This is a genomic window from Rathayibacter sp. AY1D2 (assembly GCF_002932695.1).
Lineage (GTDB): Bacteria > Actinomycetota > Actinomycetes > Actinomycetales > Microbacteriaceae > Rathayibacter.
In genome coordinates this window covers 74,906-89,515 of the sequence record NZ_PSVX01000005.1, presented here as the reverse complement: position 1 = coordinate 89,515, position 14,610 = coordinate 74,906, and the positions used below count along the sequence as shown (strand labels likewise).

Sequence of the window (14,610 nt, the reverse complement as noted above, 5' to 3'; positions counted from 1 at the left end):
CGTCCCGCCGCTGGCCGGCCTCGCGCTCGGCCCCACCACCTTCGACGGCGACGCGTACGCGGCGAAGCGGCCGATGGGGGCGACGATCGCCTCCCTCCGCGCGCTCGGCGTCGACGTCGCCGACGACGGCCGCGGCGCGCTCCCCTTCACCGTCCACGGCTCCGGGGCCGTCCGGGGCGGCGACGTCGTCGTCGACGCCTCGCGGTCGAGCCAGTTCGTCTCGGCGCTCCTGCTGGCCGGCGCACGCTTCGAGGAGGGACTGCACCTGCGCCACGAGGGCAGCGCCGTCCCCTCCCGGCCCCACATCGACATGACCGTCGCCGCACTGGCGGCACGGGGCGTCGAGGTCGGCACGCCCGCCGACGGCGAGTGGACCGTCGCGCCGCAGCCCATCGCCGGCGCCGACGTGCTGATCGAGCCCGACCTCTCGAACGCCGCGCCGTTCCTCGCTGCGGCCCTCGTCACGGGCGGCCGCGTCCGGCTGCGCCACTGGCCGACCGTCACCACGCAGGTCGGGGCGCACCTCGAGCGGATCCTGCCGCTGTTCGGCGCCCGGGTCGAGCGGGACGGCGAGGACCTCGTGGTCACCGGCGGCGACGAGATCCTGGGCGTGGACCTCGATCTGTCGGAGGGAGGCGAGCTCGCCCCCGCCCTCGCCGCCCTCGCCGCGCTGGCCTCCACTCCCAGCACCCTGACCGGGATCGGCCACATCCGCCACCACGAGACGGACCGCCTCGCCGCCCTCGCCGCCGAGATCACCGGCCTCGGCGGCCGGGTCACGGAGCTCGAGGACGGTCTGCGCATCGAGCCCGCCGAGCTCCACGGCGGCCGCTGGCGCACCTACTCCGACCACCGCATGGCCCACGCCGGCGCTCTGATCGGCCTCGTGGTCCCCGGCGTGGTGATCGAGGACGTCGCGACGACAGCGAAGACCCTCCCGCAGTTCCCGGAGCTGTGGACGACCCTCGCCGGATCGGTCTGACCCGTGTCGTGGTGGACGGACAGCGGCCTCGACGCCGACGGTGCTCTCGACGACTTCGACGGGTACGACGAGTCGGACGCGCGGGTGCGCCCGAACCCGAAGGGCACGAAGCCCCGGACCAAGAACCGGCCCGCCTACGAGGACGCCGAGATCGCGATGGTGCTCGGCGTCGACCGGGGTCGCTACACGGTGATGATCGGCGACGGGACGCCCGAGGAGCACGAGTTCACGGCGGCCCGGGCCCGCGAGCTGCGGCGCCAGGCGATCGTGGCCGGCGACCGCGTCGACGTGGTCGGGGACTCCAGCGGGGACGAGGGGACGCTCGCCCGCATCGTCCGCATCCGCGAGCGGTCGACCCTCCTCCGCCGCAGCGCCGACGACACCGACGCGATCGAGCGCGTGATCGTCGCCAACGCCGACCAGATGCTCTGCGTGGTGGCCGCCGCCGACCCCGAGCCCCGGACCCGGCTGGTCGACCGCTACCTGGTCGCCGCCTTCGACGCCGGGATCACTCCGATGCTCTGCATCACCAAGACCGACCTCGCGGACCCGGCCCCGTTCCTCCGCAACTTCGAGGGGCTCGACCTCCGCGTGTTCCTCTCGAGCCAGGACGAGCCGCCGGTCGACGAGATCGCCGACGCCCTCCTCGGCCACGAGACCGTGGTCGTCGGGCACTCCGGAGTCGGCAAGTCCACCCTCGTGAACAAGCTCGTCCCGGACGCGCACCGGGCCATCGGGCGCGTCAACACCGTGACGGGCCGCGGTCGGCACACCTCGTCCTCCACCGTCTCGCTCCGCGTGGAGCGCGGCGACCGGCACGGCTGGGTCATCGACACCCCCGGCGTCCGCTCGTTCGGACTCGGCCACGTGAACACCGACAACATCCTCGGCGCGTTCACGACACTCGCCGTGATCGCCCGGGACTGCCCGCGCGGCTGCACGCACCTGCCCGACTCCCCCGACTGCGCCATCATCGAGGCGGTCGAGGGCGGACTGCTGGGCGCCAGCGGACCGGAGCGCCTCGACTCGCTCCAGCGCCTCCTGACCACCTTCGCCACGACCGACGGAAGCAGACGATGACCGACCTCTCCCCCCTCCCCGCCGAGGCGCGCCTCGCCGCCGGCGACTCCGCTCCGGAGTTCACGCTGCCGAACCAGGACGGCGAGCCCGTCTCGCTCGCGGACTACCGCGGACGGCGCGTCATCCTGTTCTTCTACCCCGAGGCCGACACCCCCGGCTGCACCACGGAGGCCTGCGACTTCCGCGACAACGCGGCGTCCCTCCGCGACTCCGGCTACGAGGTCCTCGGGATCTCGCGGGACGCCCCGGAGGCGCTGCGCCGCTGGGCCGACGCCCAGGGCATCGCGTACCCGCTGCTGAGCGACCCCGACATGACCGTGCACCGCGCGTACGCGGTGTGGGGCGAGAAGAGCCTCTACGGCAAGACCGTCGTCGGCGTGCTGCGCTCGACGTTCGTCGTCGGAGCCGAGGGAGCGCTCGAGTTCGCGCAGTACGGCGTCCGGGCGACCGGGCACGTGCAGGCGCTCCGCAAGAAGCTGAAGCTCGTCTGACCCCGGGGCGCGCGGTGCAGGTCATCGTGCGCCACCGGCTCTCGGGGTTCCGCTCATCTGCGAGCATCTCTCATGTCGACGTGAGCGGCACCGCCCGGTGCCCCGTCGGGACGAGGGGTGGTCAGGGTGCGCTCGAATGCTCGCAGGACGACGGCCGCAGCGGCGATCGCGGTCGTGGCCGCTGTACTGGCGGGCTGCACGCCACCGGAGCCGGCGCTCACCGCCGCCAGGGTGCTGCAGGCGGTGTCCGTCGCCGTCTCGTTCGACGGGGGTGTCCGTGCGATCGAGGGGACGGCCCTCGCCGTCGGCGACGACCCGTCCGACACCTCGGCGACCACCACCGTCTACAATCCCCCCGAGGTCGCCGCCGACCTGCCGGTCCGTGTGCGGCCCTCGTGGCGTACCGCCGACGCCTCGGGCACCGATCCGGCCGGCCTCGCCGGGCGCTCGGGTCGGATCGAGATCTCGCTCGCGGTGGAGAACCTGACGGTCCGACCCGAGGAGGTCGCGTTCGACGCGGCCGGTCGGGCAGCCCGCCGCAGTGCACTCGTCGGCGCTCCGCTGACGATCGCAGCCTCCGCGGTCCTGCCGGGCGTCTCGCCGAGTCGCGTCGTCACCGAGAGCGAGTCGGGGGCCGTCACCAACGGCGTGCTCAGCCGTGACGAGCACGGAGACGCCGTCGTGCAGTGGGCCGCTCTCCTCGCTCCCCCGGGCGGTGGCGCGACGGCGACGCTGACCCTCGTCGCCGACGTCGCCGACTTCGCCGTCCCCGCCTTCGACCTGGCGGTCCAGCCCGGCCTGAGCACCGACCCGACCACCGAGGGGGCGCTGGGCGCCGCGTTCGACTCCTCCGACGCCTCGCCGCTCGCCCTCGAGCGCCGCACGATCGAGGTCGTCACCGCGGTGGACGACCTGCTGACCCAGGCCGGCACCACCGTCGCCGAGGTGCGGGCCTCGCTCGACGCGACCTCCGAGACTCTCGGTGTCCGCACGGCCGAGGAGCTGCGGGCCGGCGCCGCCTCGACGGCGGCCTCGATGCAGAGCCTCTCCGGGCAGCTCGGCGCGCTCCGGGCGCAGCTGTCGTCGACGGTCTCGGGCACCGAGTCCGGCCTGCTGGCGCAGCTGTCCGAGGCGATCGACGCGGTGGACGCCCTGCTGGGCGACACATCGGCCGCGGTGCCGCCGCCGACGGTCTCGGGCAGCGGATGCGGAGTCGCCGTCGACGGCGGCCGCTCCGGCTCGATCCACTCCGAGCTGCTGCGGCTCACGGCCGAGCTCGACGCGTACGGGACGGCGGCCGAGTCCTGCCGCGACGAGGTCGTCGCGGCTGTCCGTGCTGCCGCGGGGCCGGCACAGCCCTCCGCCGAGACCTGCACGGCACCCTCGACCACCTGCTCCCTCGCCGCCTCCGGAGCCGCCGTCGACACCGTGCTGCTCGGGATGCTCGATCGCGGGCAGGACCTCGTCGACTCTCTGCAGCCGGAGCTGATGGACGGCGTGCAGGCCGGGTTCGCCGCCCTCGCGAGCAAGGTGGACGCCGCGTCGGCCTCGGTGGACACCCTGGCCGACCCGGAGGGATCCGTCACCCGGGCACTCGCCGCCCTGTCGGCGACGCTGGACGAGCTCGACGCGGACACCGCGGGCCTGGAGACGACGGTCGCCTCGGTCGGCACCGCCGCCACGACCGCCCTGGACGAGCTCGGCACGCCGACCAGCACGGGGTCGCTGTCGGCGCAGAACCAGGAGCTGGCCGATCGGCTCTGCGAGCTGTCGCCGGCGACACAGTCCCCTGCTGCCGCACCCACGCCGACCGGGCGCCCGACGCGCGCACCCGTGGAGGTGACCCGGGGCTCCGTCGAGGAGCTCCGCGCCTACCTGACCGCGACGCCCTGCTCCGGCACGGGCCGCCTCGACGCTCCCGACGGCTATCCGGCCCCCCTGGCCGACCGGCTGAGCGACCAGGTCCACGCGTGGACCGCCGTCGCCTCCACCGTCGGCAGCACCGGCGCTAGTGCCGACCTCGCCGCCCTGCGCGCCGCGCTCGCCACGGTCCGCAGCGGCGTGGCCGAGGCCGGCGCGACGGCCGGCGCGGACGACGCGCGCCTCACCGGCCTACTCGCCTCCCTCCGCACCGGCGTCGACGCGCTGACCGCTCAGCGCGACGCCCTCGGCACCCGCATCGACGCTCTCGGCGCCCAGCAGGACGCTCTCGCACCGGCGATCCAGGAGGCGTTCGCCGAGGCGGACACGGCCGCCGCATCCGCGGTCACCGCACTCCTCGACGAGCAGGTGCGGCGGATCTCGACGCGCTCCGGCGCCGACGCCGACGCGGTCGTCGCGATGTTCGGCCGGTCGGTCTCGAGTCTGCGCACGGCCTCCTCCGGCATCCGCTCCGACGGTGCGGCGACGGTGGACGCCGGGCACCGGGATCTCCGCACCGCGGAGGCCCGGATCGGCGGGGCCGTCTCCGAGCGGACGCGCGCCTCCCTGGCCGGCATCGCGACGACGATCGACGCCTCGACCCGCGACACCGACGCGGCCGCCGCGCTCCTCGCAGCCGATCTGCACAAGGTGCTCCTGGACCTCGGCGACCGGACGGTCGGCGGCTCCGGCCTGCTCGGATCGATGACCACGAGTGCCGCGAAGGTCGGCACCGCCGACGTGCAGCTCGCCCTCGCCTCGCAGAGCGCACGGGGCTACGCCGCGGTGCGGTCCGAGGACGTCTCGGGCATCCTGCTGGCGCAGGCCCAGGAGCGGGCCTCCCTCCGCGCCGGGGATGCGCTTCCCGCGTTCCACCTCGACCTGCCCGAGGGCACGCGGACCCGGACGGTCTACTCCTTCCAGATCGGGGACGAGCGATGACCCGCCTGGGCAGGCGCGCGGCGCAGCACCCCCGCACCGCTCGACGGACCACGATGCTGGTCGGCGGCGCCGTCGCCCTCCTCGGCGTCAGCGGTGCCCTCGTCTCCCTCCTGCCCCCGCAGTCGGCTCCGATGACGGAGGTCGCCGCTCTGCCTGTCGGCTTCTCGTGCGCCCGGGTGCCCGAGCGGATGACGCTCGGGGTGGTGGTCTCGCTCAGCTCGGCTCCGGGCGAGGGCGCGGAATGGAAGGACGCGGCGAACGGCGCCGTCGTCGCCGCGCACCGGTCAGCGATGGGCGGCTGCGAGATCGGTCTCGTCGCCGTCGACGACCACGGGACGCCCGAGGGTGCCCGCGCCGCCGTCGAGGAGCTGACGGGGCAGGGCGTGTCCGGCCTCGTCCTCGCGACCCACGGCACCCACACCGCTGCGGCCGTGGACGCCGCTCGGGCCGCGGGGACAGCGGCCGTCCTCCCGTACGGAGGTGGCCCCGCCCTGCCCGGCGACGGCGTCTGGTCCCTCGGACCCGACACTGCCTCGGCCGACGCGGCACTCGTGGAGGAGGCCGGCGGAGGCGCCCGGGTACTCCTCGTCGACACCGGTGGAGGCACCCCGACCGGTCTCTCGCCCGCCGCGACGGTGACCGCCGATCCCGGCGCCACCGCGGACGTGATCATCACCGCCGCCCGCCCGCACCTCGAGGGCGAGCCGGCGGTCGAGCGCGTCGTCGTGTCCGGCCCCGCCGCGGCGCAGGCGACGGCGGTCGCAGCTCTGCAGGCGGCGGGGGCGTCCGTCCCGATCCTGCTCACGCCCGACGCGCTGAGCCCCGCCTTCGCTCCCGCCCTGGCCGCGGCCGGAGGCACCCTCTCGGGAGATCTGACGACGATCGGCACGGATTCCGGCGACGCGGTCGCCCTCCGCGGCGACGAGCGCGGACGCGCCGCCTCCGCGTTCCTGGGGGCCGTGCGGATGACCGCCGACGATGTCGCGCGGGCGACCCTCCTCGGCGACCGCGCGTTCCGCGATCTCGCCGCGGTCGCGGACGCCCCCAGCCACGACGCCGTCGTGGCGCTCGTGCGAGCCGCGGCCGTCGCAGGCAGCAGGGGACCCTCGGCGGTCGCCGCCGCACTACGGGGATCCACGATCGGACCGACGGACGGGCTCGCCGGTCCGCCGCTCGACTTCGGCGCCGCGCACGCTCTGGACGCCCCGGCACTCCCCCTCCACTCCTCGCCGCAGCGTCTCGGCCTGCGGCCCGCCGACCCGCCGCTGCTCTGGTTCGCCGGACAGCCCCGACCGTGAGCCCCCGGTGCGACTCCTCCTCGACCTCGACGGCACCCGCTCCGACATCGACCTCGGCCGCCACCGCGACTCCGCGACACTCGGCGAGCTGATCGCCACCGCCACCGGGCACCGCCTCCCGCCCGGGACGGCCCTCGCCGTCGACACCGCCCTGCATCCTGTGGAGACCCGGCTGGCCGATCTGCTGCTGCTCGAGGGAACGCGGATCGCCCGCTCCCCCCTGCCCCGACCTGCCGCGGCCCGCGGGTGGACGGCCGTGCTGTCGGGCGGTCTCGGCGCGGGAGCCGTGGTCGAGATCCCGCGGGGCCGTGCGCTGATCGTGGGCCGCTCCCCGCACGCCGACGTCGTCCTCGACACGGCGAGCGCCTCCTGGGAGCACTTCTCGGTGACCCGCGAGGGCGACGGCCTGCGGGTGCGCGACGCCGACAGCACCAACGGCACTCTGGTCGACGGCGTCTCCGCGACCGGGGACGGGGTCCTCGTCTCCGACGCCGTGGTCGTGATCGCCGGTGGGGCGGCTCTCCGACTGCGCCCCGCGCCTCCCGAGCTCCTCGCGCCCGAGCCGGGGAGCGCGGACAACGTCTCCGCGACGGCGACCGTGCCCTTCAACCGGCCGCCGCGACCGGGACGTCCGGCGGCCGGCGAGGCGGTCGTCCCGCCGGCCCGCCTCGAGATCGCCTCCGCCACGACCTTCAGCGTGATCACCGTCGCCGCGCCGCTCGTCCTCGCCTTCGCGATGGTCCTCATCATGGGCGATGCGCGCTACGCCCTCTTCGCCGCGCTCAGCCCCGTGGCCGGAGTGGGCCTGTGGTTCGAGCAGCGGCACCGGCACGCCCGAGCGACCCGGTCCGAGGAGCAGCGCTACGGCGAGGCGCTGCAGACGCTCCGCGACGCCATCGCCCGTTCCGCGCGTGTCGAACGGGCCCGCCTCGAGGAGGACGCGCCCGACCCGGCGACGACGATCCGCCGGGCGGCGCTGCCCGCCACGTCGCTGTGGCAGCGGCGCGCGACCTCCGCCGATGTGCTCCGCCTGCACATCGGCGTCGGCGACGTCCCGTGGTCTCCCCCGCTCGATCAGCGCGGAGTGCCGCGGCTCGAGGAGGAGGTGCGCGCGATCCTGGCGGTGAGCGTCGTCCCGAGCGCGCCCGTGTCCATCGATCTCGCGGACTCGGGCGTCGTCGGGATCGTCGGCGACCGCGAGGGCGGCCTCGCTCTGGCGAGGAGCCTGCTCTGCCAGGCGGCGGTCCACTGCGGTCCGGCCGACCTGGCGATCGGGATGTTCTGCGACCGGCGACGCGACTCCGACTGGAGCTGGGCCTCCTGGCTCCCCCACACGCGTCTGCCCGGGGGCGGACGCCGCCTCTCCGACCGGCGCGACCGCAGCTCCGAGCTCCTCCGCGCCCTCCGCGAGGAGGACTCGCCGCGCGTGCTCCTGGTGCTCGACTCCGACGTGCTGACCGAGGGACGCGCCGCTCCGGCGCGCGAGCTCCTCGGACTCGGCCGCGGCGAGCGCGAGGCGGCGATCCGGATCTCCGGCCTCGTGCTCGCGGCGTCGGAGGAGCAGCTCCCCGCCTCCTGCACGGTCGTCGTCCGGGTCGGAGCGGACGCCTCGGCGGTCCTCTCCCGGCCCGACGAGCGGATCACCGTCGAGGACGTGGTGCTCGCCGGTCTCGCCTCCTCCACGGCCGAGCGCTGTGCGCGCGACCTGGCGCGCTTCGAGGACCCGGAGCTCGTCACCGCGGGGGCGGCTCTCCCCGCGCTCGTGCGGCTGCCGCCCCTGCTGGGCGCCGATCGTCCGACCGCCGCGGACGTCCGGGGGTGGTGGTCGAGCGCCCGGGGCGTGCGCGCGCCCGTCGGCTCGTCCGAGCACGGTCCGCTCGTGCTCGATCTCGTCGCCGACGGCCCGCACGGCCTGGTCGGCGGCACCACGGGCTCGGGCAAGAGCGAGTTCCTGCGCTCCTTCGTGGCCGGCCTCGCGGCCTGGAACGATCCGACGCGCCTCACCTTCGTGCTCATCGACTTCAAGGGGGGTGCAGCGTTCGCGTCCTGCGAGCGGCTCCCGCACACGATCGGCACCATCAGCAACCTCGACGCCCAGCTCGCCGACCGCGCGCTGCGCTCGCTCGAGGCCGAGATGCGGCGTCGTCAGCGGCTCTTCGCCGCCGCCGGCGAGGGTGTCGACGACCTCGACGCGTACTGGGCCACCTCGCCGCCGGAGCCGATGCCGCGGCTCCTGCTCGTCGTCGACGAGTTCGCCGTTCTCGCGAAGGAGCATCCCGACGTCCTGACGTCCCTCGTGAGCGTCGCCGCGGTCGGCCGTACGCTCGGCGTGCACATGATCCTCGCCACCCAGCGTCCTGCCGGAGTGGTGAACGACGACATCCTCGCCAACACCAACCTCCGCGTCGCCCTCCGGGTGCAGAGCCGGGACGACTCCGCCGACGTGATCGGAGTCGCGAGCGCGGCCGGGATCTCCCGCTCCCAGACCGGCCGGGCGTACGTGAAGCGGGGCCAGAACGACATCTCACCCGTCCAGACGGCGCTGGTCACCGGTCGCGCGGAGGCGGCGGCCGTCGAAGCGATCGAGGTCCGCCCGGTCGGACACACAGGCGTCCCCGTCGAGGGCCCCTCCCCGGTCGCCGCCGACGAGACGGCCCCGACCGATCTCGATCTCCTGATCGACGCGGTGGTCGAGGCGGACGCCGCTTCCGGCTTCGGCCCTCCCCGCCCGATCTGGCCGGAGCCGCTCGAGGACACCGTGGCCCTCAGCGGGTTCGGTGCGGAGGAGTCCGACCTCGGTCGCGTCGTCGGCGAGGTCCTGCACGTCGCACTCTCGGACGACCCCGACCGGCAGCGCCGGTCGCCGACCGGCTGGGACCTGGGCGAGGGGAACCTGCTCCTCATCGGCATCCCCGGCAGCGGCACCAGCACGGCGCTCGCGTCGATCGCGCTGACGGCCGCCCGCCACTTCCCTCCGGACGAGCTCGACCTCTACGTCCTCGATGCCGGTTCCCGCGACTCCGCCCCGCTCGCGCGACTCCCGCACACCGTCTCCTACGCCGGAGCAGGTGGCGGATCTCACGAGAAGCAGACCCGGTTCCTCCGTCACCTGCGCGACGAAGTGCGCCGGCGCCGAGCATCGCCCGGGGGCCACCGTCGTGCGCTGGTGCTCATCGACGGTCTCGCGACTCTGAAGGACGAGTTCCAGGACTGGGAGGGCCTGGCCCTGCTGGAGGAGTTCACCCGCGCCTACGCCGACGGACCGGAGCTCGGCCTGCACTTCGCGGTGACGAGCACCCGGGCGAGGGCGATCCCCTCGGTGATGGAGGAGGTCACGACGCAGAAGTGGCTGTTCCGCCTCGCCGACCCGCAGGACTACGCCGCCGCCGGGGTGAAGCCGGTGCAGGCGCCGGCAGCGGTGCCGGGGCGCTGCGTCATCACCTCGTCGCTCCTGCAGACGCAGGTCGCGACTCCGAGGGCCGGTCTCGACGACGCGATCGCCGAGCTCGCGGCCGCCTGGCCGGACGCGCGCGGCAGGACGAGCACGGTCGGCACGCTTCCCGACAGGGTCGCCGTGAGCGCACTCGGGATCGAGGCCCGCTTCGATCGCGAGCCGTGGCTGCTCCCGATCGGCCTCGGCGAGTCGGACCTCGCCCCGCTGGCGTTCCAGGTCTTCGAGGGCGAGCACGTCGTCATCGCCGGACCCGCCCGATCGGGCAAGTCGACCGTGCTGCTCGCCCTGGCCGAGGCGGCGCGGGCCGCCGGCTCGGTCGCCGTCTGGGGAGTGTGCGATCGACGCTCCCCGCTCAGGGGCGCCGACCTCGACCGTCTCGCCGTGGGCGCGGAGGAGCTCCGCACCCTCCTCGCGTCGCTGTCGACGGAGGAGGGCCCCGTGCTGCTCCTCCTCGACGACGCCGAACGCTGGGACGACACCGACCAGGCGCTGAGGAGGCTGGTCTCGTCGGGTCGCCCGGGACTCTGCGTCGTGCTGGCCGGCCGGTCGAGCGAGCTCCGCAGCCATTTCGGGAACTGGACGAAGAAGGCGGCGGCCTCCCGCTCCGTGCTGCTGCTCCAGCCCGACGTCGACAACGACGGCACTCTCCTCGGCGCGCAGATCCCGCGGCGCTTCCCCGTCCCGCCCACGGTGGGCCGGGGCTTCGTCAGTCTCGACGGCGAGATCCACTTCGTGCAGTCGGTCTCGCCGACGCCGGCGGACGGCGGCTGATCAGCGCCCTCGCGCGGGTGATCGCGCCTCCGCCACCGAGTCGATCGGCGCGTCCTCCTCGAGAGCGCTCCGATCACCCCGAGACGCACCGATGGAGGTGCGCGGAGGAAGGAGCGCGGCGACGACGAGCACGTCCCGCCCCCGCTCGCCGGAGCACGCAGGGGCGGGACGGCCGGTCAGCTCCCTCCGCCGGCGGCGAAGATGTTCTGCGAGATCGTCGCCAGCTGGCTGCGCAGCTCCTCGAGCTCCTGCTTGGCCTTCTCGAGGGCCGACTTCGTCTCCGGCCAGGTCGACGAGCGGAACTGCGAGGCCAGCGGACCGTCCCAGATATTCGGATCGGACAGTGTCCGCCCCTGTGCGTCGAGGCGGCTGATCTGATCGGCGAGGCCGCCGTTGACGATCGACTGGATCTGCTGGATCGCGGACTTCGCCTCGTCGGTCGAGAGAACACGTGACATGGATCACACCTTTCTACCCCTGCGGACGGGACCGTCCCGCCCGCTCCCCACTCCACCGTGGTTTCATGAGGATGTCTCGTCATGGTAGGAGGCGAGACCGCGTAGACGGCACGCGTGGCGTCGACGGCTCCACACTGGCGCGGGAGGTCGACTCACTCGCGAGTGGTGATCGCGAAGGGACTGCTCGAGAGGTCCGAGAACGCGCCCACTCGGGCGCGCAGCTCGCAGGACGGAGTCACCGTGAGGGCGGTCACCGTCAGCCCGTCGGACGACACGGCGACCGCGCCGCCGCAGCCGTCGCTGAACCGCACGCCCTCCACTCCGCCCGCGATCGCGTCGAGCATGCTGCTCGCCGGCGCGGACGACGGCGTCGCCAGCAGGGGATTCACGGGGTCCGCCCCGCTCGGCCAGACCGGCACCAGCGTCACCGGCAGCGGGGTCCGGCCGACCGTCCGCGCGGGAGTCTCGATCCGCACATCCCGCAGCCGCTGCACGGGATACGCCGTCCCGGTGACCGCCGGGTCGGCCACTGCCCGTGCCGTCGCTGAAGCGGCCGCCGCGAGCCACCCGTCCAGGGCGCTCTGCTCGGCCACCGCGATCGGCACGGTCGCCGTGACGTCGACGATCCCCTGCGCCGGGACGTGCAGGTCCGTCAGGCTCCAACCGCAGCCGACCCCGACTCCGGTGTCGCTCGGCCGGTTGCGCACCGCCGTCACTCCGGACCAGCTGGCCGCGGGGCACGCCGCCGCCGCGTCCGGGCCCGGCAGCACCTCGAGGAAGGACCCCGAGAGGGGCGCGCTCTGGGCGGAGTAGGAGATCTCGACGACCACGGCCCGCCGCTCCGCGTCCCAGGTGGCCGATCGCGTCACTCCGAGACCCGTCGGCAGCGGCCGGTCCTGCTGCCGGGCCGACAGGTCGGCCTCCGGCGCCGAGGCCCGTGCTCCGCCGCCGCGCGGCTGGACGGCGAGGAGCACCGCCCCGATGAGCAGGACGCCGGCGCCGACGGCGGCGAGGATCATCCGCAGACGTCCGCCGCGCCCCCGCCGAGCAGGAGCCTCGAACGGCCGTTCCGCCAGGCGCAGCTCGCGGCGCGGCACCGGGCGGAGCACGGTCGCCTGCGACGACGGGCCGAGCTCGGGAGCGGGCCCCTCCTCCACCGGCTCCGACGACATCTCCACCGCCATCCCGCGGAGGACCGTGCCCGGGCGCTCGGCCTCCTCGAACTCCGCCGCGCCCGCCGCGAGCGGCAGCGCCGGCAGCCCGGCCAGCGCCGGGGAGAGGCGTCGCAGGATCCCCGCCGCCTCCGCAGCCGTCGGCCGCGACGCCGGATCCTTCGCGAGCATCCGGTCCAGGAGCGACGCGAGCCGCGGCGGCAGATCCAGCGGCGGCGGGAGCATCGCGACGTGCCGGTAGGCGACCGCGACGTCGGCGCCGGGGCCCGCGAAGGGGGTCCGGCCGCACAGCAGCTCGTAGAGCAGGATCCCCGTCGAGTAGACGTCGCTCGGCGGGCCGGCCGCTCCGGTGGCGAGCATCTCGGGCGAGAGGTACTCCGGCGTCCCGATGACACCCGTCGTCGCGCGCGGCCCCTCGGCGACCACGTGAGCGATGCCGAAGTCGGAGACGCGGACGGCGGAGCCCGCATCGTCCGCACCCTCCGCGAGCAGGACGTTGTCGGGCTTCACGTCCCGGTGGACCGTGCCGATCGCATGCGCGGCGGCGAGAGCGTCGAGGATCGAGGCCGCCACGGGCAGCGCATCGACCGCCGGGAGGGTGCCCTCGTCCCGCAGCAGCTCCCGCAGCGATCCGCCGCCGACGAGCTCCATCACGATCCCGAGCGTCTCCCCCTCCACGACGAGGTCGAGCACCTCCACGACGTGCGGGTGCCGCAGACGGGTGAGCACCGACCTCTCACGGACGAACCGCTCGACCAGGCCCGCGTCGTGCACGTGCTCATCGCGGAGGAGCTTCGCCGCGCGGTCCGGCCCCTGCGCGTCGGCGACGCGCCACACCTCGCCCGCGGCACCCGAGCCGATCCGCTCGAGCAGGCGGTAGCGCGCCCCTAACGGATCCCCGGCACTCCTCGCCATGCCGCCTCCCGCTCCGAGCTTCCGTCATCTTCGAGAGGAAGCGTAGCGGAGACCGCTCGGGCGGATCAGCGGTGGCGCATCGGCCGGATCAGAACCCCTCGTTGGCGCGCGGTGCGTAGTCGGCGCCCAGCGCCTCCAGCTCGTCGGCGGTCAGCTCCACGTCCAGCGACGCGACTGCGTCGTCGAGGTGGTGGAGCTTCGTGGCTCCGACGATCGGAGCGGTGACCGCCTCCTGCTGCCGGACCCAGGCGAGCGCCACCTGCGCACGGGGCACGCCGCGCTGCTCGGCGATGCGTGCGACGGTCGCGACGGTCCGCCGGTCGGCCTCCTCCTGCTGGCGGTAGAGGGTGCCGCCGAAGACGTCGGTCTCGGTGCGCGCCGTGGTCTCGTCCCAGTCGCGGGTGAGCCGGCCCCGGGCGAGCGGCGACCACGGGATCACGCCGACTCCCTGGTCGACGCAGAAGGGGTGCAGCTCGCGCTCGTCCTCGCGCTGGATCAGGTTGTACTGGTCCTGCATCGAGACGAACCGCGTCCAGCCGCCCAGATCCGCGGTGTACTGCGCCTTCGCGAACTGCCACGCCCACATGCTCGAGGCGCCGATGTAGCGCGCCCTGCCCGAGCGGACGACGTCGTGGAGCGTCTCCATCGTCTCCTCGATCGGCGTCTCGGGGTCCCAGCGGTGGATCTGGTAGAGGTCGACGTAGTCCGTGCCGAGACGCCGGAGGCTGTCGTCGATCGCGCTGAGGATGTGCCGCCGCGAGAGGCCGCCGCCGTTGGGGCCGGGGCGCATCCGCCCGTGGACCTTCGTGGCGATCACGACCTCCTCGCGGACCGCGAAGTCCGCGAGCGCCCGGCCGACGAACTCCTCGCTCGTGCCGTCGGAGTAGACGTCCGCCGTGTCGAACGTGGTGACGCCGAGCTCCAGCGCCCGCCGGAGGAAGGTCCGCGACTCCTCCTCGCCCATGCTCCAGCCGTGGGCACCGCGGTCGGGAGCGCCGAAGCTCATGCAGCCGAGGACGATCGAGGAGATCTGCAGGCCGCTGGAGCCGAGTCGGGTGGAGTCCATGCGCGTCGCTTCCGTGTCGAGGAGGGGGTCCCTCCAGCGTCGCACCCGCGAGCGGCGGCGC

9 protein-coding genes are annotated in these 14,610 nt (G+C 74.7%); 6 read left to right on the top strand and 3 right to left on the bottom strand.

Annotation, left to right across the window (positions count from 1 at the left end; translation table 11 throughout):
- From C5D04_RS02330 to C5D04_RS02305, 6 genes are all read left to right on the top strand, one after another.
- On the top strand, positions 1-982 hold a 982-nt coding region (locus C5D04_RS02330; RefSeq protein WP_104347166.1), incomplete at its 5' end, for a 3-phosphoshikimate 1-carboxyvinyltransferase.
- A gap of 3 nt (positions 983-985) precedes the next feature.
- On the top strand, positions 986-2,062 hold the full coding sequence (gene rsgA, locus C5D04_RS02325; protein ID WP_104224119.1) for a ribosome small subunit-dependent GTPase A: 1,077 nt from the start codon (positions 986-988) through the stop codon (positions 2,060-2,062).
- Positions 2,059-2,553: a thioredoxin-dependent thiol peroxidase gene (gene bcp / locus C5D04_RS02320; RefSeq protein ID WP_104232788.1), complete on the top strand. Its 495-nt coding sequence runs from the start codon at positions 2,059-2,061 to the stop codon at positions 2,551-2,553. Before rsgA ends, bcp begins: the two co-directional genes overlap by 4 nt.
- 126 nt (positions 2,554-2,679) lie before the next feature.
- A complete protein-coding gene (locus tag C5D04_RS02315) occupies positions 2,680-5,415 on the top strand; it encodes a hypothetical protein (RefSeq protein WP_146087828.1) in 2,736 nt (911 codons plus the stop codon).
- Positions 5,412-6,713: a hypothetical protein gene (locus C5D04_RS02310; protein WP_146087827.1), complete on the top strand. Its 1,302-nt coding sequence runs from the start codon at positions 5,412-5,414 to the stop codon at positions 6,711-6,713. Before C5D04_RS02315 ends, C5D04_RS02310 begins: the two co-directional genes overlap by 4 nt.
- 7 nt (positions 6,714-6,720) lie before the next feature.
- On the top strand, positions 6,721-10,938 hold the full coding sequence (locus C5D04_RS02305) for an FtsK/SpoIIIE domain-containing protein (RefSeq protein WP_104347163.1): 4,218 nt from the start codon (positions 6,721-6,723) through the stop codon (positions 10,936-10,938).
- A gap of 176 nt (positions 10,939-11,114) precedes the next feature.
- Here C5D04_RS02305 and C5D04_RS02300 read toward each other — a convergent pair whose 3' ends face one another.
- The 3 genes from C5D04_RS02300 to C5D04_RS02290 form a co-directional block, all read right to left on the bottom strand.
- Positions 11,115-11,396 (bottom strand): pyrophosphorylase, encoded by a 282-nt coding sequence (locus tag C5D04_RS02300; RefSeq protein WP_104347162.1) that lies wholly within the window; start codon positions 11,394-11,396, stop codon positions 11,115-11,117.
- Between the two features lie 152 nt (positions 11,397-11,548).
- A complete protein-coding gene (locus tag C5D04_RS02295; protein WP_104347161.1) occupies positions 11,549-13,483 on the bottom strand; it encodes a serine/threonine-protein kinase in 1,935 nt (644 codons plus the stop codon).
- A gap of 88 nt (positions 13,484-13,571) precedes the next feature.
- Positions 13,572-14,549: an aldo/keto reductase gene (locus C5D04_RS02290; protein ID WP_104257096.1), complete on the bottom strand. Its 978-nt coding sequence runs from the start codon at positions 14,547-14,549 to the stop codon at positions 13,572-13,574.
- Positions 14,550-14,610 lie beyond the last annotated feature (61 nt).

Excerpts from the sequence above, each read along its gene's own strand:
- C5D04_RS02300 (WP_104347162.1), bottom strand. The coding sequence starts at position 11,396 with ATGTCACGTGTTCTCTCGACCGACGAGGCGAAGTCCGCGATCCAGCAG.
- C5D04_RS02295 (WP_104347161.1), bottom strand. The coding sequence starts at position 13,483 with ATGGCGAGGAGTGCCGGGGATCCGTTAGGGGCGCGCTACCGCCTGCTC.
- C5D04_RS02310 (WP_146087827.1), top strand. The coding sequence starts at position 5,412 with ATGACCCGCCTGGGCAGGCGCGCGGCGCAGCACCCCCGCACCGCTCGA.
- bcp (WP_104232788.1), top strand. The coding sequence starts at position 2,059 with ATGACCGACCTCTCCCCCCTCCCCGCCGAGGCGCGCCTCGCCGCCGGC.
- C5D04_RS02290 (WP_104257096.1), bottom strand. The coding sequence starts at position 14,549 with ATGGACTCCACCCGACTCGGCTCCAGCGGCCTGCAGATCTCCTCGATC.